The following is a 1,854-nucleotide window of genomic DNA, read 5'->3' on the forward strand; positions in this document are numbered from 1 at the left end:
ATTCCGGGCGACCTCGCCGCCGCCGCGCTGACCCAGGCCGAGCTGCGCCGCCGGGCAGCAGGCAAGTTCGGCGCGGCGGCGGCCGGGATGTTCCTCACCCGGCCCGGGCTGGAGCAGGCCACCCGCGGGGTGGTCGCCGGCCGCCGGGCCGCACGGCTGCGCGCCGCGGGCGTGACCACGCTGGCCGACCTGGGTTGCGGCCTGGGCGCCGACGCGCTCGCCGCCGCCCGCGCCGGCATCCGGGTGTACGCGGTGGAGGCCGACCCGCTGACCGCCGCGATGGCCGCCGCGAACGCCGAGGCGGCCGGGCTCGCCGATCTGGTGACAGTCGAGTGCGGCGACGCCACGGAGTTCGACGTGAGCCGCGTCGAAGGCGCGTTCTGCGATCCGGCGCGGCGGCGGGCCGGCACCGGGCGGCGCGTCTTCGACCCGAACTCCTACTCCCCGCCGTGGGACTTCGTCACCGGTCTCGCCGCGCGGGTGCCGCGCACAGTGGTGAAGGTCGCGCCGGGGCTGGACCACGCGCTGATCCCGGCGGGCGCCGAGGCGGAGTGGGTGAGCGTGGACGGCGACCTGGTCGAGGCCGCGCTCTGGTGCGGCGAGCTGGCCGAGGTCCCCCGCCGCGCCACCCTGCTGCGCGAGAAGGAAGGGCCCCTTCTTAACGCCTCCGGCAGTAAAAGGGTCCCTTCCTATCACCTCACCGGCACGGGCGCGCAGGAAGCGCCGGTGGGGCCGGTCCGGCGCTTCCTCTACGACCCGGACCCGGCGGTCGTCCGCGCGCACCTGGTCGCCGAGTTGGCCGCCGACCTCGACGCCACGCTCGCCGACCCGTCGATCGCCTACCTGTACGCCGACGAGGCCCGGCCCACCCCGTTCGCCCGCTGTCTGGAGATCACCGACGTGCTGCCGTTCTCGCTGAAGCGGCTGCGCGCCCTGCTGCGGGAGCGCCGGGTCGGCCGGGTGGAGATCCGCAAGCGCGGGTCGGCGCTGGAGCCGGAGAAGCTGCGCCGTGACCTGCGGCTGTCCGGCGAGGCGGCGGCCGACCTGGTGCTGACCCGGGTGGCGGGCGACCCCACGGTGCTCGTGTGCCGGCCGGTTCCGGTCGGCGGCTGACCCGGCTCACGTTTCCAGCTCGCGGTGTCGCGGCGCGCGGGTTAGCTTGAGCCCGTGGCGGGCCCTGGCACTCCGGCGATCGCGTTGCTGAGCAAGCGGAAGATCGCCCACAGCATCCACCCGTACGACGTCTCGCCGGACGCGCCGAACTACGGCGCGCTCGTGGCCGCGGCGCTCGGGGTGGCACCGGACCGGGTGTTCAAGTCGCTGGTCACCGAGGTCGACGGCGGGCTGACGGTGGCGGTGGTGCCGGTGACCGGCGAGCTGGACCTGAAGGCGCTGGCCGCCGCGATGGGCGGCAAGCGCGCGGTGATGGCGGACCGGGCGGTGGCCGAGCGGGCGACCGGGTACGTGCGGGGCGGCATCAGTCCGCTCGGCCAACGTAAGCGGCTACCGACAGTCGTCGACTCCTCGGCGCTGGCGCACCCGACCGTGTACGTGTCGGCGGGCCGCCGGGGATTGCAGGTGCAGCTCACGCCGACGGATCTGGTGGCGCTCACCGGGGCGGCCACGGCATCGATCGCCGCTGCCTGAGCGGGCTCGTGACGGTACGTGTGGGAGCGTTCCCGGAGCGCGCTCTCCCGGCGGTGTCCCGCGGGTGACAACCGCGTTGCTGAATTGTTACCGCCGCCAACAAACTTCTGACCTCGGCAGTCTTGCGGCGCATGGGAGGCGGGGAATACGTTGCCGGACACAACAAAACATCACCACTCCCCCACCTCCGAAAGGACCCTGCACATG

At 74.3% G+C, this 1,854-nt stretch carries 2 protein-coding genes; both read left to right on the forward strand.

Annotation, left to right across the window (positions count from 1 at the left end; genetic code table 11):
* Positions 1 to 1,113 (forward strand): methyltransferase domain-containing protein (locus KBX39_RS30305; RefSeq protein WP_210873828.1); only part of this gene is annotated, 1,113 nt, incomplete at its 5' end.
* Positions 1,114 to 1,167: 54 nt separating this feature from the next.
* Positions 1,168 to 1,647, forward strand: a complete 480-nt coding sequence (gene ybaK / locus KBX39_RS30310) for a Cys-tRNA(Pro) deacylase (protein WP_064446581.1) — start codon at positions 1,168 to 1,170, stop codon at positions 1,645 to 1,647.
* Positions 1,648 to 1,854: the final 207 nt, after the last annotated feature.

It is taken from the genome of Micromonospora sp. D75 (assembly GCF_018070405.1).
In the GTDB taxonomy this organism is placed as follows: Bacteria; Actinomycetota; Actinomycetes; order Mycobacteriales; family Micromonosporaceae; genus Micromonospora; species Micromonospora chalcea.